We start from the raw sequence: 23,161 nt of genomic DNA, 5'->3' as shown, positions 1-23,161 counted from the left end.
ACCAGGTCGCGCGCAGTACAGACTGCGCCCATCACAAGCCGATTTTTCCGATGGAAGCGCCAAGACCCGTTGATTTTTGTCAAGCGGCTGCGGCAAGTGCAGCGCCAGCGCTTCGGTGGTCGTCTCAAGCGCTTGGCTTGCGCACGCTGCCAGTCGGTTCAGGCGATGGCGTCGAGCGACCAGCGCGGCTTCACGTCGAACGCATAGCTGCGCGTCGCTTCGGCCACGCCCGACTGCAGGCGCATGGCGGCGGCCAGGGCAATCATGGCGCCGTTGTCGGTGCACAAATGCAGTTCGGGGTAGTGCACGCGCACGCCGCGCGCGGCGCAGGCGGCATTGAGTTGCTCTCGCAAATGCCGATTGGCGCCGACACCGCCGGCCACCACAAGGCGCTGCAGACCCGTTTGCACCAACGCTGCCAGCGACTTTTTCACCAGCACCTCGACGATCGCCGCCTCGGTGCTGGCGGCCAGATCGGCCTTGCGCGCGGGCAGGTCGTCGCCCAGTTTTTTGGCCTGCGTCATCACGGCCGTCTTCAGACCGGCAAACGAAAAATCGAGATTCCCGCTGTGCAGCAACGGGCGCGGCAGCTTGAACGCCTTCGGATCGCCCTGCTCTGCCAGGCGCGAGAGCGCCGGCCCGCCGGGGTAGCCCAGGCCCATCAGCTTGGCCGATTTGTCAAAGGCTTCGCCGGCGGCGTCGTCAATGGTTTCGCCCAGCAGCACGTACTGCCCCACGCCATCGACGCGCATCAACTGCGTGTGACCACCGGAGACCAGCAAAGCGACAAATGGGAACTCGGGCGGGTCTGCGCTGAGAAAAGGCGAGAGCAAATGCCCTTCCAGGTGGTGCACGCCCAGCACCGGCACCTCCAGCGCAGCGCCCAGTGCGCAGGCCACGCCGGCGCCCACCAGCAAGGCGCCCGCCAGGCCGGGGCCGCGCGTGAAGGCCACCACGTCCACTTGGGGCAAGGTGCAGCCACTCTCGCGCAGCACCGATTCGGTCAGCGGCAGCACGCGGCGAATGTGGTCGCGGCTGGCAAGCTCGGGAACCACGCCGCCATAGGCCTGGTGCATTTCAATCTGGCTGTGCAGTGCGTGCGCCAGCAAGCGGGGCACGGCCTCGCCGCTCTCCGTGCGAACCAGCGCGACACCGGTTTCATCGCAGGACGACTCGATACCAAGAACAAGAAGGGAATGGGGGTTCATGGGTTTCCTTGCGCGCGAGTTTAGGCTCCTTGCCGCGTGGGACAATTGCGCGCTTATGAATCCGCAGCAGTACGTCCAAGAAAAAGCCGCAGCTTCGGGCAGCAGTTTCTACTACGCCTTTTTGTTCATGCCCGAACAGCGGCGACAGGCGATTACCGCTTTTTATGCGTTTTGCCGTGAAATAGACGACGTTGTCGACGAAGTGACCGACCCCGGCGTCGCCCACACCAAGCTTGCCTGGTGGCGCAGTGAGTTGTCCAAAGCGTTTGCGGGCGAAGCATCGCATCCGGTGACGAAGGCGCTGATCCCGCACGTCCAGGCTTTTGGCATTCCCGAAGCCCCGCTTCGGTCGGTGATCGATGGCTGCGAAATGGACCTCAGCCAGACCCGCTACCTCGACTACCCCAACCTGCAGCGCTATTGCCACCTGGTGGCCGGCGTGGTGGGCGAAGTGGCAGCGCGCATTTTTGGCCAGACACAGAGCGCCACCACCGACTACGCGCACAAGCTGGGGCAGGCGCTGCAGCTGACCAACATCTTGCGCGACGTCGGCGAGGACGCAATGCGCGGGCGCATCTACCTGCCGGTGAACGAGTTGCAGCAGTTCGACGTGAAAGCCAATGAAATTCTCGAGCGCAAGCATTCGGACCGCTTTGTCGCACTGATGCGCTTCCAATCCGAGCGTGCACACGGCCTCTACGACGAAGCCTTGGCCCTGCTGCCTGCCGAAGACCGGCGCGCCCAAAAACCCGGCCTGATGATGGCCAGCATCTACCGCACGCTGCTGCGCGAGATCGAACGCGACAACTTCCAGGTGCTGCACCAGCGCGTGGCGCTCACGCCGCTGCGCAAGTTCTGGCTGGCGTGGAAGATGCAGGCGCTGGGCCGGATGTGAGGATGCTTCTCGAAATTTGCACGGCGGCCCGCGCATGAGGCTGGCCATCGTCGGTGCCGGCTGGGCCGGTATGGCGGCAGCCATGGCAACGGTCCAGCGCGGACACAACGTGACCGTGTTCGAAGCCGCGCGCACCGTGGGCGGTCGCGCACGCACCGTGCCTTGCAGCCAGGCCGACGGGTCGGCGCTGCTGCTGGACAACGGCCAGCACATCTTGATCGGCGCCTACTCCGAATCGCTGCGGCTGATGCACGAATGCGGTGTCGACGTGGAGGAAGCGCTGCTGCGCCTGCCGCTCACACTGCGGTTTGCCGATGGCAGCGGCCTGCAGTGGCCCGACCTGCCACCGCCCTGGGATGCCTTGTTTGGCATCCTGCGCGCGCGCAGCTGGAGCTGGCGTGAACGCCTTGCACTGTTGCGCACCGCCAGCACCTGGCAACGCAAGCGCTTCGTCTGCGCCGCCGAGGCATCCGTAAACGATCTCTGCCAGGGGCTGCCGCCGCGGCTGGTGACGGAGTTCATTGACCCGCTCTGCGTGGCCGCGCTCAATACGCGCGCGCACGAAGCGAGTGGCCAGGTGTTTCTGCGCGTGCTGAAGGACAGCCTCTTCAGCGGCCCCGGCGGCTCCAATCTGCTGCTGCCACGCGCCGAACTGGGCGCCCTTTTCCCCGAGGCCGCCGCGCGCTGGTTGCGCACGCGCGGCGCCATCGTCCGCACCGGCACGCGCATTCATGATCTGGCGGCACCATTGGCTGGCGCTGGCTGGCACGTCAACGGCATGCTCTTCGACGGCGTGGTTCTGGCCACCGCCAGCACCGAGGCGGCGCGCCTCGTCTCCCGCTGCGCGCAGAACGCGCCCATTGACCTGACGGTGCCGCTGTGCGATTGGGCGGCCTGCGCGCACGCTCTGCGCTTTGAAGCCATCACCACGGTGTACGCCCAGACAAGCGCAGGGGCCGATGGCCACGTCTTTCCGGTCCCCATGCTGGCACTGCGCAGTGGCCCGGACCGCCCTGCGCAGTTTGTGTTCGACCGCGGCCAGCTCGGTGGACCGGCCGGCCTGCTGGCCTTTGTCGTGAGCACCAGCCAGGGCGAGCGCGAACTGCTCGAACAGCAGGTTCTGGCCCAGGCCCAGGGCGAGCTTGAACTGGCAGACCTGCGATTGGTGCAGACCGTGGTGGAAAAACGTGCCACCTTTGCCTGCACCCCGGCGCTGGAGCGACCCGCCACCCGTGTCGTCCCCGGCCTCTGGGCCTGCGGCGACTATGTGGCAGGCCCCTACCCGGCCACGCTGGAAGGTGCGGTGCGCAGCGGCACCCTGGCAGGCACAGCCGCGTGCGATCAGGGCAGCGATTGAGGCTCCGCAAGCCAGTAACGCACGTCGCTCCCCTTCATTACGTACATTTTGTGTTACAATAGACTCGTTTAAATGGCAAATAGATACTAATCAGTATCTTGTTGCCGTCTTTTGTTCCGGCAAAGGCACGCAATGCTGCGCTGCCGTCGCCTCGGTCCCTGATGAGAAGCGCTGGCGCCCTGCCGGCGCCAGGCTGACCCCCCGTCTTTTGCCCTGGCCCCCGATGGCCGCATGGCCGCTGCTTTGAGCGGCCCGGCAGCCTTGCGCTGCCTTCGCCGTCCTGGCGGCCCCGCTTGGCGCCCATGGCCCCGCGCCGGCCTGCGGACCCCATCTGGCGGCCCCGATTCGCGGCCGCCCACCCATATGAAGGAGTCTCCCCCTATGAAAAAACAACGCATTGCCATCCTCGGCGCCGGACCCAGCGGCCTGGCGCAGCTGCGCGCCTTCGAAGCCGCAGCCCAGACGGGCGCTGAGCTGCCGGAAATTGTTTGCTACGAAAAGCAGAGCGATCTGGGCGGCATGTGGAACTACACCTGGCGCACCGGCCTGGACGCCCACGGCGAGCCCGTGCACGGCAGCATGTACCGCTACCTGTGGTCCAACGGTCCCAAGGAATGCCTGGAGTTTGCCGACTACAGCTTTGAAGAGCACTTTGGCAAGCCCATTGCGTCGTACCCGCCGCGCGCCGTACTGCGCGACTACATCATGGGCCGCGTCGAGAAAAGCGACTTGCGCCACTGCATCCGCTTCAACACGGCCGTGCAGTGGGTGTCGTACGACGAAGCCACGGAAAAGTTCTCGGTGACGGTTCGCGACGTGAAAGCCGATGCGCTGTCGACAGAAGAATTTGACTATGTCGTCGTGGCAACCGGCCACTTTTCCACACCCAACACGCCGTACTTCGAGGGTCTGGAGCATTTTCCAGGCCGGGTACTGCATGCCCATGACTTCCGCGACGCCTGCGAATTTGCCGGCAAGGACCTGCTGCTGGTGGGCAGCAGCTATTCGGCCGAAGACATCGGCACGCAGTGCCACAAGTACGGCGCCAGTTCGGTCACCTTCAGCTACCGCAGCGCCCCCATGGGGTACGCGTGGCCTGAGGCATTCCAGGAGGTGCCGCTGCTGACGCGCCTGGACGATCGCACCGCGCATTTCGCAGACGGCAGCCAGCGGGAGGTGGACGCCATCATCCTGTGCACCGGCTACCAGCACCACTTTCCGTTCTTGCCCGACGATCTGACGCTGCGCACCCGCAACCGCCTGTACCCGGAAAATCTGTACAAGGGCGTGTTCTGGATCGCCAACCCGAAGCTGATTTACCTGGGCATGCAAGACCAGTACTACACCTTCAACATGTTCGACGCGCAGGCCTGGTATGCACGCGACGTGATCCTCGGGCGCATCGCCTTGCCGGACGCCCAGGCCATGGCAGCCGACGCCGCCGCGTGGGTGCAACGCGAAGAAGCTGCCAGAACGCCCTGCCAGCACATCGACTTTCAGGCCGCATACATCCGCGACCTGGTCGGCCCCACCGACTACCCCGAGTTCGACATCGAGGGCATGGGCCAGTTGTTCAAGGAGTGGAAGCGCGACAAGCAGGCCGACATCCTGGGCTACCGCAACAAGAGCTACCGCTCCACGCTCACCGGCACGGTGGCCCCGCCACACCACACGCCCTGGATGGAGGCCATCGACGATTCGCTGGACGCGTTTCTTGCCGATGGCCCGGCGCAGCCCTCCGCCGCGCCAGACAAGGCGACTGCACCTGGGCTGTCTCAGCACAGGCCATTGCATCAGCCGCTCAATGTGGCGTTGCACAAGGCGCCGCACAAGCCGGCGCACCAGCAACGAAAGGCCGCTTGAATGGTGCAGACAAGACAACGAAACACCACCCGCCACGGCGCGCACGGCCGCAGCGCCGATGCGCAGGGCCTGAACCGAACCAGCTTGCTTCGGCACACGCCGATCAGTCAGGCCTGCGGCAGCCGGGCGAGCGCCCGCACCCTGGAGGCCAGTTTTGCCATGGAGAAGCCGCACGCCTTGCGTGCGACCGCGCCACGTCACTATTAAATAAATAGCTGAAAGCGCTTTATGGATAAGCGCTAGAGGCCAATTTTCATCCTATTTTTGCGGCGGCGCCGACCAAAGGCGCTGCGTTCACCGAGCCGTCCAGCACATCGGCCAGCCGCAAGCGATCCAGCTGTGCGCCCTGCCACAGGGCTTCCACATGCGGGCCGCGCTGGAGCAGCAGGCGCTGCACCAGCGGCGCCAGCGGTGTAGCGGCCGGATCAGCCAGCAAGACCAGGCGGGGCTCGTCGCGGCGGCGCTCGGTGTTCTCTTCGATGCGGGCGATCCAGTCCAGCGCCAGCAGCGCTTCAAGTGCCGGCGCCAGCTGCAAGGCGTCCACCCGCATGCGCCGCGCCAGCACCGTGGCCCGCACCCCGCGTCCGTGCCCGCTGCGCGCCCGCTCCAGGTGCTGCAGCAGCTCGATGGCCAGCTCGAAAGTCCAGCCCTGGTGCCCTGAGCGGCGCGCCACCCCGGCCATCAGGCTGGGCAGGTAGGCGGACACCACTGCGCCCAGCAGAACGATGACCCAGGCGATGTAAATCCAGATCAGCAGGATGGGCAGCGTGGCAAAGGTGCCGTACACCGCCGAGTAGGTGGGCATGCGCGCCAGGTACAGCGCCAGGCCTTTCTTGGCCAGTTCGATCCCCACCGAGACGAAAATACCGCCCGCCCAGGCATGGCGCCAACGCACCGGCGTGTTGGGAATGGAGCGGTAGAGACTGGCCATGCCGCCCGCCAGCACCGCGAACTGCAGCGAATTGATGAGCAATTCGACGCCGTTGGGCAGCGTCTCCACCAGTCCGCGCGAGGCCGAGACCGCATACGACGTGACCGCCAGGCTCAGGCCCAGCAGCAGCGGCACAAAAGTCAGGGCGGCCCAATAAATCAGCACCCGCTGCCCCAGCGGCCGCAGGCGGCGCACGCGCCAGATGTTGTTGAAGGTGCGATCCACCGTCAGCATCAGCGCCAGCGCGGTGACGATCAGCACGCTGAAACCCACCAAACCCAGCTGGCTGGCCTTGGCGGCAAACTGGTTCAGGTAGTCCAGCACCGGAAGCGAGATCGAGTTGGGAATCAGGCTTTGCAGCAGCCAGCCTTGCAACACCTCTTGCACGCGGCTAAACATCGGAAACGCACTGAACACCGCCAGCGCCACCGTAAAGAAGGGCACCAGCGCCAAAATGGTGGTGAAGGTCAGGCTGCTGGCGGTGAGCCCCAACCGGTCTTCCCGAAATCGCTCGCGCAGCGTCTGCGCCGTAACCTTCCAGGGGAAGCGCGAAAGATCGTGCAGCAGCGCCTGCGCACGCTGCGCCGGGCGGTCATGAGAAGACTCCATGGCCGGTATGATGCCATTGCGATGCCCGTTCCTGACCGCCCCGATCTCTCTGCTTCCCTCCCGCACTATCTGCCCAACGCCGCCCCAACTGCCGTGCGGCGCGCTCGCAGCGTAGCCGTGGTCAGCCTGCTGGCGCTGATTGCGCTGTGCCTGGCCTGGGAACTGTGGCTGGCGCCGCTGCGGCCCGGAGGATCGTGGCTGGCGCTCAAGGCCCTGCCGCTGTGCCTGCCGCTGGCCGGCTTCTTGAAAAACCGCATGTACACCTACCGCTGGGTCAGCCTGATGGTCTGGCTGTATTTCACCGAAGGCGTGGTGCGCGGCTGGAGCGACCCGCCGCCGAGCAACTGGCTGGCATGGGCCGAAGTGCTGCTCTGTGTCGTGCTGTTCACTGCCTGCACCGCGCACATCCGCCTGCGTTTGCGCAAAGTCCCGGCGTTGGCCGCCGCCGCACCCGCCACCTTGTAGTCCCCGAGCATCCGGGTCCCTATTTCCCTATTTCCATGTCCGATTTTCTAACCACCCTGCGCAACCTGGTCGGGCCGGCGCACGTGATGACCGAAGGCGACCTGAGCGCCTATGAGCGCGACTGGCGCGGCCGCCTGCACGGCAAGGCCCTGGCCGTGGTGCGCCCCGCCAGCACCGACGAAGTCGCCGCCGTGGTGCGCGCCTGCGCGGCCTTTGGCGTGCCCATCGTGCCGCAAGGCGGCAACACCAGCCTGTCCGTCGGCTCCACACCCGACACCTCGGGCCGCGAAGTGGTGCTCAGCCTGACCCGCATGCACGCCGTGCGGGGCATCGACCAGGCCAACCTGACCATGACCGTGGAAGCCGGCTGTGTGCTGCAAAACGTGCAGGCTGCAGCGGAAAGCGCCGGCCTGCTGTTTCCGCTCTCACTCGCCGCCGAAGGCAGCTGCACCATTGGCGGCAACCTGGGCACCAACGCCGGCGGCACGCAGGTGCTGCGCTACGGCAACACGCGCGAGCTGTGCCTGGGGCTGGAAGTGGTCACGCCGCAAGGCGACATCTGGCACGGCCTCAAGGGCCTGCGCAAGGACAACACCGGCTACGACCTGCGCAACCTGATGATTGGCAGCGAAGGCACGCTCGGCGTCATCACCGCCGCCACGCTCAAGCTGTTCCCGCGCCCCGCCGCGCGCCTGACCGCCTGGGCGGCCGTGCCGTCGATGGAGCAGGCGGTTGCGCTGCTTTCGCTAGCGCAGCGCAGCCTGGGCGCGGACCTGACCGGTTTCGAGGTCATGGGGCGCTTTGCACTCTCGCTGGTGGCCAAGCACATGCCGCAGCTGCGCGTGCCGTTTGTCGAGCAGGAGGGCGTGCAGTACGCGGTGCTGCTGGAGAACTCCGACAGCGAATCCGAGGACCACGCCCGCGCCCGCTTCGAGGCGCTGCTCGAAGCCGCGTTCGAAGCCGGCTGCGTGCTCGACGCCGTGGTGGCCGAGAACCTGACGCAGGCGCAGCAGCTGTGGCACATCCGCGAGAGCATTCCGCTCGCGCAGGCGCAAGAAGGCCTGAACATCAAGCACGACATCTCCGTGCCGATCTCGCGCATCCCCGCCTTTGTGGCCGACACCGACGTGCTGCTGGCGCGCGAAATCCCCGGCGTGCGCCTGGTCAACTTCGGCCACCTGGGCGACGGCAACCTGCACTACAACGTGCAGGCCCCCGAAGGGGGCGATGCGGCTGCGTTCTTGCGCGAGCGCGAGGACGACGTCAACAAGCTGGTCTACGGGGCCGCGGCGAAGTTTGGTGGCTCGTTCTCGGCCGAGCATGGCGTGGGCGCGCTCAAGGTCGATACGCTCAAGGAATACCAATCTCCCGTCGCGCTGGCCATGATGCGCAGCATCAAGCAGGCGCTCGACCCCCACAATCTCATGAACCCGGGCCGCGTGCTCGGCCCCTTGCCATGATTCACCACCCCGCCATGTCCACCCGCGTGGTGGCCACGCCCTACGAAGACTTTCTGCGCTACGTGCTGGAGAACGGCGTGCACAAGGGCGACCGCACCGGCACCGGCACCAGGAGCGTGTTCGGCCACCAGATGCGCTTTGACCTGGCGCGCGGCTTTCCGCTGATCACCACCAAGAAGGTGCACTTCAAAAGCATTGCGCTCGAACTGCTGTGGTTCCTGCGCGGCGACGGCAACGCGCGCTGGCTGCAAGAGCGCGGCGTCACCATCTGGGACGAATGGGCTGCCGAAAACGGCGACCTCGGCCCGGTCTATGGCGTGCAGTGGCGCAGCTGGCCCACGCCGGGCGGCGGCCACATCGACCAGATGGCGCAGGTCATCGAGCAGCTGCGCAGCAACCCCGATTCGCGCCGCATTCTGGTCAGCAGCTGGAACGTGGCCGAGCTCGACAAAATGGCCCTCATGCCCTGCCACGCGCTGTTCCAGTTTTACGTGGCGCCCGCGCAGCAACTGGGCGAGCGCGCCCGCCTGTCGTGCCAGCTGTACCAGCGCAGCGCCGACCTGTTTTTGGGCGTGCCCTTCAACATCGCCAGCTACGCCCTGCTCACGCACATGGTGGCGCAGCAGTGCGACTTCGACTTGGGCGACTTCGTTTGGACTGGCGGCGACTGCCACATCTACAGCAACCACGAAGAGCAGGTGCGCACCCAGCTCGACCGCAAGCCCTACGCCCTGCCGCAGCTGCACATCAAGCGCAAGCCGGCCACACTGTTCGATTACGAGTTTGAAGACTTCGAAATCCAGAACTACGAGCACCACCCGGCCATCAAGGCGCCGGTAGCGATCTAGGCGGGTGAGCCGGTGAAAGTGAACCTCATCTACGCTCGCGCCGCCAACGGCGTCATCGGCAAGGACGGGCGCATGCCCTGGCACCTGCCCGAAGATCTGGCGCACTTCAAGCGCCTGACCGGCGGCTGCCCGGTGGTCATGGGCCGCAAGACCTGGGACTCTCTGCCGGCGCGCTTTCGCCCACTGCCGGGGCGCAGCAATATCGTCATCACGCGGCAAGAAAATTGGCATGAAAATGGCGTCCAGCGCACATCCAGCTTGGGTGAGGCGCTACAACTATGTGAGTCCTCGGACACGGTCTGGGTGATTGGCGGCGCGCAAATCTACGCGCAGGCCCTGCCGCTGGCCGATGCCGTGGAAGTCACCGAAATCGAGCGCGACTACGCGGGCGACGCCTACGCGCCCGAACTCGGCCCGGAATGGGTCGAGCAAAGCCGCGAGCGCCTGCAGGCGCAGGACGGCACGCCGCTCAGCTTTGTGCGCTATGAGCGCGCGAGGCGCTGAAACTCACGACACCCGCCTCAAACCGCGTAGCGCTGCTCCAGCGCATCCAGCGCCGGCTTGCCCACCAGCCGCTGGCGCTCGGCAAACGGCGCCACCAAGCCGGAGTCTTCGCGCACCGAGCGCTCATCGCGCAGCACGGTGAGCGCTTTTTGCATGCCCATGACGGCGCCCTGCAAGGCCGCGTTGGCATAAAGAACGATGCCGTAGCCCAGGTGGGCAAGTTCCTCGGCACCGACGAGGGGGGTTTTGCCGCCAATCACCATGTTCATCACCTGCGGCTTGTCAAGGCGCTGCGGCAGACTGCGGATTTCGCTGTCCGTAGTGACGGCCTCAACAAACAGCAGGTCGGCGCCGGCCTCACCGTATTGGCGAGCGCGCTCCACCGCCGCTTCGAAACCATGCAAAGCGCAGGCATCGGTGCGTGCCAGGATGAGCGTGCCTTCGCTGCGACGGGCATCGACGGCAGCCTTGATCTTGCCCAGCATGTCTTCGGTACTGACCACATCCTTGCCGCTGAAATGCCCGCAGCGCTTGGGCGAGACCTGGTCTTCGAGCTGGATGCAGTCGGCGCCAGCCCGCTCAAGCGTACGCACCGCGTAGTAGGTATTAAGCGCGTTGCCAAAACCCGTATCGGCGTCCACGATCAGCGGCAGCTCCACTGCGTCGCGGATGCGGGCCGTGTGGTCTGCAATGTCGGTCAGCCCCATGAAACCCTGGTCAGGCAGGCCAAACCACATGTTGGTAACGCCGGCCCCGGTCACATAGATCGCCTCGAAACCGAGGTCTTCAATCACCTTGGCCGAGAGCGCGTTGAAGGCGCCGGGCACCAGCATGCCGCGACGGGCGTTGACCAGGTCCTTGAGTTGTTGTTTGGTGTTCATGCCATTTCCTAAAGAAAATTCGCTGCTGGCGCCCGCCGGGATTTCGTTGGCAGCTATCAAAATGAAAAGACTCTGGCGTCTGCCTGGATCGTCCGTCGTGCAAAAGTCGGCCTCAACCGGCCGCTCCATGAATTGTCGCAGCGGGCCTTTGCAGCGCAGCCAATGGGCCAAGACCCTGGTGCAGTGTTTCACGCTATCTGCATCCCGGTACGATGTTGTCCATGCCCCGTTGCTCATGATCGACATGCTCGCCCTGCCCCAGCGCCGTGCATGTCACGCAGTTGACCTATGGGGCAGACCAAGCTTTGGACAATGGTCTTCACATCAGGCCGGCACGCCCGGACACAGGCGCCCACCCCGAGGCATTCACCCCAACGAGACCCGCATGAAATTCGACGACGTCCTCCAGCAGCGCCGCAGCATTCGCGGCTACCTGAACAAGCCGGTTCCCAAATCGCTCATCCGCGAGGTGCTGGAGCTCGCGATGCGCGCGCCCACGTCCATGAACACCCAGCCCTGGAACTTCTACGTGGTCAGCGGCGAGGTGCTGGACCGCATCCGCGCCGGGAACGTGGAGCGCAACCTGGCAGGGGTGCCGCACTCGCGCGAGTTTCGCCTGGGGCCGGAGTACGTGGGCCCGCACCGCGATCGGCAGATTGGCGTGGCCAAACAGCTTTTCGCTGCCATGGGCATCGAGCGCGACAACAAGGAAAAACGCCACGACTGGATACTGCGCGGCTTTCGCCAGTTCGACGCGCCCGTCTCCATCGTCGTGACCTACGACCGCGCCATTCACGGCAGCGACATTGCGCCATTTGACTGTGGCGGCGTGGTCAACAGCATCGTCAACGCTGCCTGGGCGCGCGGTTTGGGCTGCGTGATCAACAGCCAGGGCATCATGCAGTCGCCGGTGGTGCGCGCCGAGGCCGGCATCCCCGAAGACCAGGTGATTCAGACCTGCATTGCCATGGGCTGGCCGGACGAAAGCTTCCCCGCCAACGCAGTGGTCTCGCAGCGCAAGAGCGTGGACGAGGCGGCGACGTTTTTGGGCTTTGGCGACTGAGCGCCCAGCGACGCACCGATGCCTGTGACAACCAGACTCCAAAGCGCCCGCACGGCGAGCACTCTTGCGCTGCTCGTGGCCGGCTTCGCCGCACACGCTGTGCCAGCCGCCCCGCCGGTTGCCAGCCCAGCCACTGATGCGACCCGCGCCGCATTGGCCTGCAAGGTGACATCCAACTGCGTGAACTCCTTCGGCACCAGTGGCCTTGGGCCACTGCGCTTCGAGGGCACGCCGACGCAGGCCATGGAGGCGCTGCGCGCCACGCTGGCGAAGTTTCCCCAAGCAAAAATCGTCAAGACCGACGCCTTGTCGATGGAGGTGGTGTTTACAACGTTTTTGGGGTTCAGGGATCTGGTCGATTTCAGGGTCGATGCAGAGGCGCAGCGCATCGACTACCGCTCCCGCTCCTTGGTCGGCAAGTACGACTTTGGCAAGAACCGCTCGCGCATGGCGGAATTTTCCACGCAGTTCGAAGCGCGTCGCAAGCGCTGAAAGCGCTATCGGGCACGCTTGCTTTCAGCAAAAGTGTCATGGCAGCGCAATACCAGTAAGTGCCAGGGCCGTATTTCATTCAAATGTTTGTCCGAAATTGCAGTCACTGGCGCGCTGCCTTCAATCGCGCTCTGAGTGCGACGGCGAATTTTGGGTTGCGTCGCTGTCGCTAGAACTTGGCCGCTTTGCCTTTTGACCATCGCTCTGGGAGTGCAGCAAGCCTGCCTGGTCGCCGTGCTCGTACTGCACAACTGGTAGATGACGGAGTTCGACCCCAACGAGACGTTGATCCATCCACCGCAAAGCGGTCTGTCATACACCAAAACCCAAGGCGTCCAACGGGCTGACCGCGCCGCCAGCGGCCACCTTCAGCACATGCGTGTAGATCATGGTGGTAGACACATCGCTGTGACCCAAAAGCTCCTGCACCGTGCGGATATCGGTGCCCGACTGCAGCAAGTGCGTGGCGAAGCTGTGGCGCAGGGTATGCACGGAAACAGGCTTGTAAATGCCCGCCTGGGCCACAGTCTTCTTGACAGCGCGTTGCAGCCTTTCTTCATACAAGTGATGGCGGCGTTCAGCGCCGACTGCGGGTCTACAGAATACGTGGGCGAGGGAAACAACCAGAACCACTCCCAGGTACTGCCAACCTGCGGATACTTTTGCTCCAGCGCATGCGGCGTTTGCACCCCACCGCGCTGCGCCTGCCGGTCCTGCTCCCAAACACACCGGGCATGTCGCCACTGCTGACGCAACGGGGCAAGCAGAGCGCGTGGCAACATCACCACCCGGTCTTTGTTGCCCTTGGCCTCGCGGACGATGATCACATGGCGATCAAAGTCCACATCCTTGATGCGCAGCCGCAACCCTTCCATCAGCCGCATCCCGGTGCTATACAACAGTTGCGCCAAGAGCCACATGTCCGGGTCCAGAAACTGGAACAACGCCGCCACTTCCTCTTTGGTCATCACACTGGGTATGCGGCGCTTTTGCGCCGGGCGGTTCACACCATTGAGCCAAGGCAAATCAATTGCCAGCACTTCCCGATACAGAAACAACAGCGCGCTGAGCGCCTGGTTGTGCGTGGATGCCGATACCCGGCGCTCGGTGGCCAGCATGGTCAAAAATGCTTCCACCTCTTGCGCACCCATCTCACGCGGATGCCGCATAGCCCCAGACCGACCATGCCAACGGATAAAAAAACGCACCCAATACAGGTAAGCCTTCTCGGTGCTGAGGCTATAGTGAAGGTAGCGAACACGCTCCCGAACCTGATCCAGTAGTCGTGTGGAGCGCAAAACAGGGGTGCCGGGTTTCATGGGAGTTTTATACCTGTGTTTTTACACAGTGTATCGACCACAAACCCAGCCTGCAAGCCACTTTCAGGAGGAAGCCGTGTCCAGAATATCCCGCAGCATCCAGCTTATCCCGCAAATTCTGCGGGATTCGTTAGGTTGCATATGAAAAGTTGGTGGGATCTTGGAGAATGGAGCGGCTACTCGGGCAGCAAACTCGAGGTGCATGCAATTACTTGTGCGTTTTGTTTTGAGCGCGGTAACTTCACGGTTGAGCATCAAGCCAGCAAGGCGAAGCCCAACGACCGAAAAGTCCTCTACTTCACAACACTCAAGTGCGGAAACTGCGCCGGCTATGTAATGGCTCTGTGGTCGCCCTCGTCCAGCGGCGACGTTCACGACTACCGACTCTTACCATTCCCGCGGAAAGCAACGAAAGCGCCAGATACGTGGCCAGCGCCCGTTGGTCGTTTTTGGCTGCAAGCGCAGCAGTCATTGCAAAACGAAATCTGGGATGCGGCCGCAGTAATGGCGCGCAGCGCCTTACAAGTAGCTCTGCGCGACTGCGGCGCCAAGGGAAACAACCTGAAGCAGGAGATCAACGATCTCGCTAGCAAAGGCATGATTCCGCCGGTAATGCAGGAGTGGGCGCACGAGCTCCGCGAACTCGGAAACGAGTCCGCTCACCCTGCTGCCGATCAGCCCGAAACATCACCACAGGACGCCAAGGATGTTGTTCAGTTCTGTACGTATCTTTTCGAATATCTCTACTCTTTGCCCCATCAGATCCGGCAGTACAAAAGCAGGCGTTCCCGTGGTGCAATCTAATTCCAGCGTTAGGCCGCCCAAGCGTGGCGGCCTAGCGCATCCGAGGAACCCCAAGCATAAGAGGGCGTATATAGAAGACGTTGTCAGATTTAACAGGAAAACCTCTATTTAACTTCGCAGAAAAATTGACGTAGGTCGACGAATGACAACATTTGACTTCTCATTACATGCTGCACCGGGAGAGCCTGATTGGCAACGCCGGTTTACAAACGATAAGTGCCCGCCTACGTTATTAGAGTTTGAAGCGTATGGGATCAGTGGATGGGCTGCACACTCTGCCTATGTTACCTGGGCAGACAAGGAAAAAATAAAACGGAACACACCGGACTGGTGTTTGCATGTCGCGGCGTGCTCGCGTATGCAACTATTGGTGCTGATCAACGCCTTCGCGAAGGCACTGCCTCAAGTCGACGAAGCCACACTCTTCAAGGCAGTCTCCCAGTTAAACGGCGAGCATTTTGTTGTCCGAATAGCAGAATTCTAAAACAAAATCGACGCTCCACTTTGTATAATCAAGCTCAAGCACACTCATATTAAAACAGCCTGCCAAGGCTCGGAACAGTCAGATTCAGGTTCTCAACCCAAGTTGCAAAGCTACCAAAATGTCGAACAACTCTTTCGCGCTTGCCGACGTCACACCGATCCTTCTCAAGGAGATTCGCGCGAGATCGGGCATGGATCCCGTCCTTACGCACAATGACCTAATTGAGGCTCTTCTCAGTAATCCGGAAGGCGCGGCGTTGGTAGGTGGAGCTGCGACGGCATTGAAGAGATCAGAATCGTCCACGGCCGCTATCATGATTGCGCAGTTCTCGAAGCAATACACCGACTCTAATACTCCTCCACCTGACATTCAGAGAGAGAAGGTGAAGGGCACTTGGTCTTACTGGTCAACCATTCCGCGGACGAGCGAAATCCTTCCGTTTGACAAGATGGTGAAAGCGATGGACGAAGTGTTCGGCAAAAAGCGGCATTCTGAATGAAGGCCTGTCTATATCGTGCGGCGGCGCGGCCTAACCCGGCTCAAGCCGACCCGCGTACTGCGGGCGGCTTACCTCGGCCGTTAGCCGATATGAAAAAGCAGTCTGGCCCACACGCCTGAGCATTTATCCAGGCGGGCGGCTTCAGAACTGGTCGCTGGCAGTTCCTGTCTCAAAGGCCCCCCATCCTCTCGGACTTCTATGCAGTGTCACAGGCATGCATGACACTGCACTATCGCTGCGCCACGCTCGTTCCGGGATTAAGGTCTGAGCACGAGTTTCGCTGCGCTGCATCGCGATCCGACCCCAATGCCTGCGACATGCCTGCGTGAAGGCCTGCGCCGTGCCCACGTCTGCGCACGAAAGAAATCAAACCAAATTGGCCTCCAGAGCTTATTCCATAAGCGTTCGCAGCTATCAATTCAGGAATTCTCAGGCGACGCTACCACCCAATCCCATTGCGCCACCTGCTCGTTCGTCACCACCAAGCTCCCACCAGCAGCTTGATGAACACCTTGTCAAAGCACGACTGCAGCGCCTCCGATGCCCCCGCAGCGCCGGTTTGCGCGCATTGAGCCCAGCCACCTCGCTCTCGGCTACGCCGATGGCGGCGCACTGCAAACGCATCAGCTCGCACCGTTGCGACAAGGTACTCGCAGCGCACTGGGCCTTCCTGCAAATCACGTGGCACTGCACTCTCAGTGTCCCTAACCTTTGCCGCTACGATGGCGGCCATTTGACTGGAAGGGGGGCGGGAGTGCACGCAACGATTCATGAATGGGTGCAGCGCTTTGCGCTTGATGCTCCCCGCGCCCAGCGGCTGTGGCAGCTGTCTGGATTGCACCAGCAACCGCCTGAGCTCAAGCGCGCTCTTGAGCGCGGGCTGGCGCTTTTGGCGGCGCTGCTGCTGGGTGCAGGGCTGATCTTCTGGGTCGCGGCCAACTGGCAAACGCAAACGCGGGCGTTCAAGCTTGGCTTGCTGGAAGGCGCGCTGCTGCTGAGCGTACTGGCTGCATTGCCTTGGCCGCGAGCACGCACAGCTGCACTGCTGCTTGCAACACTCGCGCTGGGCGCTTTGCTGGCCTTCGTCGGGCAGACCTACCAGACCGGCGCCGACCCCTGGCAGCTGTTTGCCACCTGGGCTGGGCTGGCGCTGGTGTGGACGCTGGTAGCGCGCAGCGATGGGCTGTGGGCTGCCTGGCTGCTGATCGCCGGGCTGGCGATTGCGCTGTGGTCGAGCGATACCCTGCTCAACCCGCTGGCCAACCTGCTGAGCTGGCGCAGTGGCCGCAGTTGGCTGACGCCTTTGCTGTGGGTGGTGGTGTTTGCGCTGCCCATGGCACTGCCGCGGCTGGGGGTTGTGGCACCAGCACGCATCGCGTCGCGCATTGCGGCGGCGATGGCACTGTCGGCGTGGGTGGCGCTGGGCTTCTGGGCATTGCTCGCGCGGGATCAACCACAGATGTTCATGCTGAATCTCGCGCTGGCCGCCGCGGTGCTGGCCGTGTCGCTCGCGCGGCGGCCACGCGACTTTGTGGTGCTGGCGATGGCGGTGCTGGCGCTCGATGTGCTGGTCATTGCGGGGCTGGCGCGTGTGCTGGTGGCCCATTCCCGCGTCGAAGTCGGCTCAGCCCTTTTGCTCACCGTGGCGTCAGCCGCTTGTGTCGGACTCAGCGGCACCTGGCTTTACCGGCTGCAAAGCAGCGAAGGAGCCGCATGATGGCGTCCACAAGCAGTTCCCGCGTGGCCTTGGCGGTTTCGGCCATTGCCGAAGATGTGTTGCCGCAGGAGGCAATGCCTGTCACACACGAAGCAGCAGGCCCGTCGTGGGTACTGTTGGCGCTGAACTTTTTGGGCGCGCAACTGGTGGTCCTGCCGTTTTTGGGGTTTCTGTCGCTGCTGTCGTACCGCTTCTTTTTCCAATCTCCAGGAGCATGGATCACGGCTGCTCTGCTGCTCGGCGGCGCCAGCGTCGTGCTGCGCCGCCGGCCTGGCATGTTCATCACGCAATTGGCGTTCAGCGCCTTGATCACCGGTTTGGCCTTGCTGGTGGTGGCGATGCGATTTCGGTGGGAGAACCCTTCTCTGCTGGTGCTGCTGGTCGCACTGCTGGCGGTGGCGCTCGTGGTGCGCGTGGCCTGGGTGCAGCGGGTGCTGGGCTCGATGGCCGCAGGCGTCGCCCTGGCTTTGACGTTCGGCGGGCACGGGAACACCAGGTGGCAGGCCATCGAAGCGTTTCCGTCGATCACCGTGCTCGTGGCGCTGGCGCTGCTGTGGGCGATTTGGAGCGCGCGCGAACCGAAGTGGTCCGTGCACGCGAGGGCACGCCAGGCGGCCGCTCTGGCCGATGGCGTGGCCGTGACACTGCTCTTGGCTGCGGCTTATGCCAGCACACGCCACTTCTGGTCACTCAATGCCATGTTCGGGCGCGGCCCGCGTGGGTCCGCCGACGACTTGACCGCCGGGCTGGCAGGTATTCTGGATCTGGGCTGGCCGGCCGCCGTGCAATTGGCGCTGGTGCTGGGTGCGGCTGCCTGGCTGGTGGTGCATTGGCAATTGCGCGAGCGGCCTCGCACGCACAACGTGGCCCTGCTGCGGCTGTTGGGATGGGTGTTCGCGGTGCTGGCACTGGCTTGCCTGGTGGTGCCGCAGGTCGGTGTGGTGGCACTCATTGGCACCGTGGCGCTGGGCACCGGACGGCGGGCACTGCTGGCGCTGGCGGGACTGACGCTGCTGGCGCAGCTATCGGGCTTTTACTACGCGCTGCAATGGCCGCTGGTGCACAAGGCAGCCTTGCTGGCGGCGACGGGTGCGGCGCTCGCGCTGGTCTTGTGGGTGTTGCGCGATCGGCAGGGTGCACGCGCACCCGCCGACCCCGGCGCGAAGCTTTCACGCCCGTGGCTGGCGCCGCTAGCCATTGCGCTCGCCGGCGCCGTAGCGCTGGGCCTGGTGCACCGCGACGTGCAGCGCAAAGAGCAGGTCATCGCGCAGGGAGAAAAACTCTACCTGCCCTTGGCGCCGCGCGACCCGCGCTCGCTGATGCAAGGCGACTACATGGCGCTCAACTTCGTCATTCCAGGCAATGTTCGCCAGCAGCTCAAGGAGCAGGCAAACCAGGGGTTGGTCCGGTCGGTGCAGGTCACCGTGCGGCTGAACCCCCGCGGCGTCGCCGAGGTTCTGCGCGTGGCGCAAGATGGCGAGACGCTGGCGACGGATGAACGCCGCCTGGAACTCAAGCGCCTGAAAGGCGACTGGGTGCTGGTGACCGATGCGTTCTATTTCCCGGAAGGGCTGGGCACGCCCTTCAGCCGCGCCCGCTTCGGCGAATTCCGCGCCTTGCCAGACGGGCGCGCCTTGCTGGTCGGACTTGCCGATGAGTCCCTCAACGCCATTGCGCCAGCACCCCTGGAGCGCTCAGCAAAGTAAGCATGCCGTGGGTGGTGCGGCAACCGTCCGCCCGCACGGTCAAAAATTCGTATAAAAATAGCCTCCAGCGCTTATCCCATAAGCGCTAGCAGCTATCAATTCAGGAATTCTCTGGCGGCGCAGCCACCAAATCCCACTCCGCCACCTGCTCGTTCGTGGCCACCAGCCGCCCCACCAGCAGCTTGATGAACGCCTTGTCAAAGCACGATTGCAGCGTGTCCGACGCGCCGCGCAGCGCCGGGTTGCGCACCTTGAGCACCAGCACCTCAGAGCCGGACACTGCCGTGGCGGTGCGGATGGGGGCATCGGGCCGCAAAAAGGTCATTTCACCAAAGCTGACGCCCGCGTCCAGGGTGCACAGTTGCCAGCCCTGGCGCGTGATGTTCACCTCCCCTTCGATGAGGATGCAGAACGAATCGCCGGGCGTGCCTTCGCGCATCAGCACGGTGCCGCGCGGCACGCGGCGCCAGTTGCCCAGGCGCATCAGCTCCCACAGGGCGACGTCGTGGAAATCGGCAAAGAACGGCAAGGCCCGCAGGCGTGCGAAACGCTCGGTCTCCGTGTCCTGCGACTTCTGGCGCGGCAGGCTGCGCGAGAGCGCGAGCAAGGCGTCGGCCCAATCAGACCAGTGCGCAAAGCGGTCTTGCGGGGCCTTGGCCAGGGCGCGCAGCACAAAGGCATCGACTTCCGCCGGCAGCGAGGCGCGCAGCAGGCTGGGCGCTGCGGCAGCATCGTGGCTGATGCGGTAGAGCGTGGCGAAATCGGTTTCGCCATCAAACGGCCGGCGCCCGGTGAGCAGTTCGTACACCACCACGCCGAGCGAAAACATGTCGCTGTGGTGGGTGAGGGTTTCTTCCCGCACCTGCTCGGGCGACATGTACGAGGGCGAACCCACCAGACCGGCGAGCTGCGTGGCCTCGCTCTGCGTCGAGAGGGCGGCGCCAAAATCCACCAGCTTGACTTCGCCATCGTCGGCCAAGAGCAGGTTGGCGGGTTTGATGTCGCGGTGCACCAAGCCCTGGCGCTCGGCATATTCCAGCGCGTGGCCGCATTTGAAGGCGATATCCAGCACCTGCGCCACAGGCAGCAGGTTATCGGCACTGGCATGGTCGGACAGCGGCCGACCGCTCAGGTATTCAAAGACAAGATAAGGCGGCGTCGCGGATTCGTCGGCGTCCAGCAACCGCACGATGTTGGGGTGGCGCAGGCGTGCGGCCAGCGCGGCCTCGCTCTGCAACTGCCGGCGGTGGCGCGCGGCCTGCGCCGGTTCGGCCAGCAGGTGCGCGTGCATTTGCTTGACCGCCACCTTGCGGCCGCGCAGACCGTCGAGCCCCAGGTACACCACGCCACTGGCACCGCGCCCCAGCTCGCGTTCGATGCGGTATTTGCCGATGGTGGCGGGCACCAGGTCTGCCATGGCTATTGCTCCGGAACGATGGTTTCGGCCCAGTCGTACAGCGCGCCCAGAATGGCTTCGGCACGCTCGTCCGCCGTCTCAGAGAGCACGTCGATGCGCTCGAACAGCGCCTGCGCGGTCAACGCCCCGCCCTGGCCATGCAACAGGCAATCGGTGCGGTGTTGCAGCCAGCGCGCCTGCTCCTCAGGAGCGAGTGTGGTCGCAAAGTTGCGCGCGCGGTAGCGAAACAGCAGCTCGGTGAGGCGGCCATCGTCAAAGCCAGTGCGCGCGCTGGCCAGTTGCGCGCCGGTCATGGCGCGCAGCTCATCGAGCCGGCGGCGGTCGCCACTGCCGACAAAGCCGCCGTACAAATCCTGCTCCACATCGGGCGCAGGGCCATCGGCACGCGGCCGTTCGTACACCGCCTTCCAGATGGCGCTCATGTCGGGCAGCAAGTGCGCGCGCTCGGCATGCTCCGCAATCAGTCCCATGTCGAAGCCCCAGCGCGCCGCCAGCTCGGGCGTCAGCGTGTTGAGGTTGCCCACCACCATGGGCGACTTGTTCAGATGCACGCCCTTGACCGGCAAGCGCTTGATGCCCTCGGGCAGGTCGGCGCTGCGCGTGAACAGGCGCAGGCGCAGTTCGTCCACGCTTTGCGTCGCCAGCTCGGACGGGTCGTGCGCCAGGTCCCAGGCGAGAAGCTCGTTTTTGTTGGAGGGGTGCGTGGCGAGCGGGATCATCACCGCCAGGCAACCGCGCTCGGCGGGGAACATGCCCGAGACATGCAGGAACGGCCGGGCATTTTGCACATCGGTCGGCAGCCGCAGCTCCGCGGCCACACGCTCTTTCTTGTGCAGGCCGAGGGCAAAGTCAAACAGCTTGGCGTTGTGCTGGCGCAAGAGCTTGGCCAGAGCAATGGTGGCGCGCACGTCTGACAGCGCATCGTGCGCTGCCTCATGCAGCAGGCCGTTGGCCTGGGCCAGGTCGCCCAGCTTGAAGCTGGGCGAGCCGTCTTCCTTCTTGGGCCAGACGATGAGCCCGTCGGGCCGCAGGGCGTAGGCCAGGCGCACCACATCGAGCAAATCCCAGCGGCCGCACTGGTTCTGCCACTCGCGGCCATAGGGGTCGATGAGGTTGCGCCAGAACATGTGGCGCGTGACCTCGTCGTCAAAGCGAATCGTGTTGTAGCCCACGCCAATGGTGCCCGGCTGCGCCATGGCCTCGTGGATGCGCGCGGCAAATTCGCGCTCGCTCACACCCCGCTCAAACGCGACTTGCGGCGTGATGCCGGTGATGAGGCAGGCTTCGGGCTCGGGCAAATAGTCGTTCGGCGGCTGGCAGTACAGCATCAGCGGCTCGCCGATCTCGTTCAACTCGGCGTCGGTGCGGATGGCGGCAAACTGCGCCGGCCGGTCGCGGCGCGGGTCGGAGCCGAAGGTTTCGTAGTCGTGCCAGAGGAAGGTGTGGGGAAGCATGGCGGGTCGCGTCTGTGTGCCGCGATGGTAACGGCTGTGTGCGGCGGCACCACGGTGTGTTGCTGCCGCTGTAGACCGAGTGTTGCATGTAACGACACATACCCCTAAAATGTTGCATGTAACAACAGAGGATCACCCAATGGCGCATGTCAATTCACGGGTTCAAAAGCACCGCGACGCGTTGCGCATGGCGGGCCTTCGTTTGGTGCAAATATGGGTGCCGGATACGAGGCGGCCTGATTTTGCGCAGGAATGCCGCCGCCAATCTCTTCTTGCCGCTCAGGCAGACATGGCAGATACGGACATGCAGCACTTCATGAATGACGCCTTGGCGGACTTGGATGGCTGGACAGAATGAAGCGCGGCGACTTGGTGACCATCGCGATGCAAGGCGATTTCGGCAAACCCAGACCCGCCTTGGTAATTCAGGCCGACCATTTCAACGAGCATGCCACCGTGACGGTGCTCCCAGTGACAAGCGCACTTGTCGCCGCCCCGTTGCTGCGCATCCCGCTTCAAGCGAATGCCGAAAACGGTTTACAGAAGCCTTCACAGGTGATGGTGGACAAAACCATGACCGTGAAACGCGACAAGCTGGGTTCGGTCTTCGGCCAAATCGATTCGGATGCCATGGTCGAGGTGGAGCGCTGCCTGGCCGTATTCCTGGGGATTGCGAAGTGATATGCCACCACTTTTGACCGCATGGCTTGTTGGGGGCCGCAAGGCTCAAGCCACTCGAAAGGCCTGTTTCTAGTTTAATATTTCGATGTTTCTATAAAAACATTTCATTAGAAACCACACTCTCTGCCATGAAACAACACGCCTTGTCCCCCCAACCGAGCGACGTGCTCGCCAAGGCCACCATCCGTGCCAGCCAGTTGCTCGGCTTGTCGGGCGCGGCGCTGGCGCGCACCGTGGGGCTGAGCGAACCCACGGTCTCGCGCATCCTCAAGGGCGACAAGGCGATTGACCCGGCCTCCAAGGAAGGCGAACTGGCCCTGCTGCTGGTGCGCGTGTACCGCTCGCTTGACGCGCTGGTCGGCACCGACGACGGCAAGCGCCAGACCTGGATGCAGTCGCACAACCGGGCGCTGGGCGGCAAGCCGATTCAACTGGTGCAAAAGGCCGAAGGGCTGGTTGCCACGCTGCACTACCTCGACGGCATGCGCGCCCCGGCTTGATTCC

The 23,161-nt window shown here is 63.9% G+C and carries 23 protein-coding genes and 1 pseudogene; 18 read left to right on the top strand and 6 right to left on the bottom strand.

Annotated features, from left to right (window positions below):
• Positions 1-158: 158 nt before the first annotated feature.
• Positions 159-1,208: a tRNA (adenosine(37)-N6)-threonylcarbamoyltransferase complex transferase subunit TsaD gene (gene tsaD, locus C6571_RS15280; protein WP_106447446.1), complete on the bottom strand. Its 1,050-nt coding sequence runs from the start codon at positions 1,206-1,208 to the stop codon at positions 159-161.
• 55 nt (positions 1,209-1,263) lie between these two features.
• Between tsaD and hpnD the strand changes: the two genes are divergently transcribed.
• The 4 genes from hpnD (at position 1,264) to C6571_RS15260 (ending at position 5,530) form a co-directional block, all read left to right on the top strand.
• On the top strand, positions 1,264-2,103 hold the full coding sequence (gene hpnD / locus C6571_RS15275; RefSeq protein WP_106447445.1) for a presqualene diphosphate synthase HpnD: 840 nt from the start codon (positions 1,264-1,266) through the stop codon (positions 2,101-2,103).
• A gap of 34 nt (positions 2,104-2,137) precedes the next feature.
• Positions 2,138-3,460, top strand: a complete 1,323-nt coding sequence (hpnE, locus tag C6571_RS15270; protein ID WP_106447444.1) for a hydroxysqualene dehydroxylase HpnE — start codon at positions 2,138-2,140, stop codon at positions 3,458-3,460.
• 381 nt (positions 3,461-3,841) lie between these two features.
• Positions 3,842-5,323 carry an NAD(P)-binding domain-containing protein gene (locus tag C6571_RS15265; protein ID WP_106447443.1) on the top strand — a complete coding sequence of 494 codons (1,482 nt, stop codon included), beginning with the start codon at positions 3,842-3,844 and terminating at the stop codon, positions 5,321-5,323.
• A complete protein-coding gene (locus C6571_RS15260; protein WP_106447442.1) occupies positions 5,324-5,530 on the top strand; it encodes a hypothetical protein in 207 nt (68 codons plus the stop codon). It abuts the gene before it with no gap.
• Positions 5,531-5,576: 46 nt separating this feature from the next.
• Here C6571_RS15260 and C6571_RS15255 read toward each other — a convergent pair whose 3' ends face one another.
• Entirely contained in the window at positions 5,577-6,863 is a 1,287-nt protein-coding gene (locus C6571_RS15255) for a YihY family inner membrane protein (RefSeq protein ID WP_106447441.1), read from the bottom strand.
• A gap of 21 nt (positions 6,864-6,884) precedes the next feature.
• Here C6571_RS15255 and C6571_RS15250 point away from each other — a divergent pair, with 21 nt between their 5' ends.
• From C6571_RS15250 to C6571_RS15235, 4 genes are read left to right on the top strand one after another with little or no spacing between them, the layout of a single operon-like run.
• Complete coding sequence (locus C6571_RS15250; RefSeq protein ID WP_106447440.1) at positions 6,885-7,328, top strand: DUF2069 domain-containing protein; 444 nt, start codon at positions 6,885-6,887, stop codon at positions 7,326-7,328.
• Positions 7,329-7,363: 35 nt separating this feature from the next.
• The gene (locus C6571_RS15245; protein WP_106447439.1) at positions 7,364-8,788 is read left to right on the top strand and encodes an FAD-binding oxidoreductase; all 1,425 of its coding nucleotides are present in this window, start codon (positions 7,364-7,366) and stop codon (positions 8,786-8,788) included.
• Positions 8,789-8,802: 14 nt separating this feature from the next.
• On the top strand, positions 8,803-9,636 hold the full coding sequence (locus C6571_RS15240; protein ID WP_106448277.1) for a thymidylate synthase: 834 nt from the start codon (positions 8,803-8,805) through the stop codon (positions 9,634-9,636).
• A 12-nt stretch (positions 9,637-9,648) separates the two neighbouring features.
• Positions 9,649-10,140, top strand: a complete 492-nt coding sequence (locus C6571_RS15235; RefSeq protein ID WP_106447438.1) for a dihydrofolate reductase — start codon at positions 9,649-9,651, stop codon at positions 10,138-10,140.
• A 17-nt stretch (positions 10,141-10,157) separates the two neighbouring features.
• Here C6571_RS15235 and C6571_RS15230 read toward each other — a convergent pair whose 3' ends face one another.
• The gene (locus tag C6571_RS15230; RefSeq protein WP_106448276.1) at positions 10,158-11,021 is read right to left on the bottom strand and encodes an isocitrate lyase/PEP mutase family protein; all 864 of its coding nucleotides are present in this window, start codon (positions 11,019-11,021) and stop codon (positions 10,158-10,160) included.
• Positions 11,022-11,406: 385 nt separating this feature from the next.
• On the opposite strand from C6571_RS15230, the gene C6571_RS15225 reads away from it, so the two are divergent.
• Together C6571_RS15225 and C6571_RS15220 are read left to right on the top strand one after the other, a co-directional pair.
• Positions 11,407-12,084 carry a nitroreductase gene (locus tag C6571_RS15225; RefSeq protein WP_106447437.1) on the top strand — a complete coding sequence of 226 codons (678 nt, stop codon included), beginning with the start codon at positions 11,407-11,409 and terminating at the stop codon, positions 12,082-12,084.
• A gap of 180 nt (positions 12,085-12,264) precedes the next feature.
• A complete protein-coding gene (locus C6571_RS15220) occupies positions 12,265-12,576 on the top strand; it encodes a DUF1499 domain-containing protein (protein ID WP_170094753.1) in 312 nt (103 codons plus the stop codon).
• A 312-nt stretch (positions 12,577-12,888) separates the two neighbouring features.
• Here the strand turns inward: C6571_RS15220 and C6571_RS15215 are convergent.
• A pseudogene (locus C6571_RS15215) lies at positions 12,889-13,895 on the bottom strand (integron integrase).
• Between the two features lie 141 nt (positions 13,896-14,036).
• Here C6571_RS15215 and C6571_RS15210 point away from each other — a divergent pair.
• The 5 genes from C6571_RS15210 to C6571_RS15195 all read left to right on the top strand — a co-directional run bounded on the left by C6571_RS15210 (position 14,037) and on the right by C6571_RS15195 (position 19,105).
• A complete protein-coding gene (locus C6571_RS15210) occupies positions 14,037-14,699 on the top strand; it encodes a DUF4145 domain-containing protein (protein WP_106447435.1) in 663 nt (220 codons plus the stop codon).
• 142 nt (positions 14,700-14,841) lie between these two features.
• The gene (locus C6571_RS19545) at positions 14,842-15,183 is read left to right on the top strand and encodes a hypothetical protein (RefSeq protein ID WP_146139347.1); all 342 of its coding nucleotides are present in this window, start codon (positions 14,842-14,844) and stop codon (positions 15,181-15,183) included.
• Between the two features lie 118 nt (positions 15,184-15,301).
• Positions 15,302-15,682 (top strand): hypothetical protein, encoded by a 381-nt coding sequence (locus C6571_RS15205; protein ID WP_106447434.1) that lies wholly within the window; start codon positions 15,302-15,304, stop codon positions 15,680-15,682.
• A 754-nt stretch (positions 15,683-16,436) separates the two neighbouring features.
• Complete coding sequence (locus C6571_RS15200; RefSeq protein WP_170094751.1) at positions 16,437-17,399, top strand: DUF2157 domain-containing protein; 963 nt, start codon at positions 16,437-16,439, stop codon at positions 17,397-17,399.
• On the top strand, positions 17,396-19,105 hold the full coding sequence (locus tag C6571_RS15195; RefSeq protein WP_106447432.1) for a GDYXXLXY domain-containing protein: 1,710 nt from the start codon (positions 17,396-17,398) through the stop codon (positions 19,103-19,105). Before C6571_RS15200 ends, C6571_RS15195 begins: the two co-directional genes overlap by 4 nt.
• A gap of 100 nt (positions 19,106-19,205) precedes the next feature.
• On the opposite strand, the gene C6571_RS15190 is transcribed toward C6571_RS15195, so the two are convergent.
• A complete protein-coding gene (locus tag C6571_RS15190) occupies positions 19,206-20,522 on the bottom strand; it encodes a protein kinase domain-containing protein (RefSeq protein WP_106447431.1) in 1,317 nt (438 codons plus the stop codon).
• Between the two features lie 2 nt (positions 20,523-20,524).
• A complete protein-coding gene (sbcB, locus tag C6571_RS15185; protein WP_106447430.1) occupies positions 20,525-21,976 on the bottom strand; it encodes an exodeoxyribonuclease I in 1,452 nt (483 codons plus the stop codon).
• A gap of 139 nt (positions 21,977-22,115) precedes the next feature.
• Between sbcB and C6571_RS15180 the strand changes: the two genes are divergently transcribed.
• From C6571_RS15180 to C6571_RS15170, 3 genes are all read left to right on the top strand, one after another.
• On the top strand, positions 22,116-22,334 hold the full coding sequence (locus tag C6571_RS15180; protein ID WP_106447429.1) for an antitoxin MazE family protein: 219 nt from the start codon (positions 22,116-22,118) through the stop codon (positions 22,332-22,334).
• Positions 22,331-22,657, top strand: coding sequence for a type II toxin-antitoxin system PemK/MazF family toxin (locus tag C6571_RS15175; protein WP_106447428.1), 327 nt, complete (start codon positions 22,331-22,333; stop codon positions 22,655-22,657). The genes C6571_RS15180 and C6571_RS15175 overlap by 4 nt, the downstream gene beginning before the upstream one ends.
• Positions 22,658-22,785: 128 nt before the next feature.
• Entirely contained in the window at positions 22,786-23,157 is a 372-nt protein-coding gene (locus tag C6571_RS15170; RefSeq protein WP_106447427.1) for an antitoxin Xre/MbcA/ParS toxin-binding domain-containing protein, read from the top strand.
• Positions 23,158-23,161 lie beyond the last annotated feature (4 nt).

The sequence above is a fragment of the Simplicispira suum genome, assembly GCF_003008595.1.
Taxonomy (GTDB): domain Bacteria; phylum Pseudomonadota; class Gammaproteobacteria; order Burkholderiales; family Burkholderiaceae_C; genus Simplicispira; species Simplicispira suum.
This window is presented reverse-complemented; position numbering and strand designations above follow the sequence as displayed.